The 274-nt window shown below is 59.9% G+C and carries 1 protein-coding gene; it reads right to left on the bottom strand.

Annotation, left to right across the window (positions count from 1 at the left end; all coding sequences use genetic code 11):
* Nucleotides 1–274: inorganic phosphate transporter (locus SB756_RS29975; RefSeq protein WP_410913224.1), on the bottom strand; the 274-nt coding region annotated here is incomplete at both ends.

Raw genomic sequence — 274 nt, forward strand, 5'->3', positions numbered from 1 at the left:
ATCAGCGTATGGGACGACGACGACGGCAGCCCTAAATACCAGGTGCCCAGGTTCCAGATAATCGCTGAGAAGAGCAGCGCATAGACCATGGCAAACCCGCTGCCGCTGCTGGCCTGCAGGATCAACTCCACCGGCAGCAGTGAGATAATGCCAAACGCCACCACGCCGCTGGAGAGCAGCACACCCAGAAAGTTACAGAAACCGGACCAGACCACCGCGATGCCGGGCGTCAGCGAATGGGTGTAGATCACGGTCGCCACGGCATTGGCGGTAT

This window comes from Pseudomonas sp. SIMBA_068, assembly GCF_046534705.1.
GTDB lineage: Bacteria > Pseudomonadota > Gammaproteobacteria > Pseudomonadales > Pseudomonadaceae > Aquipseudomonas > Aquipseudomonas putida.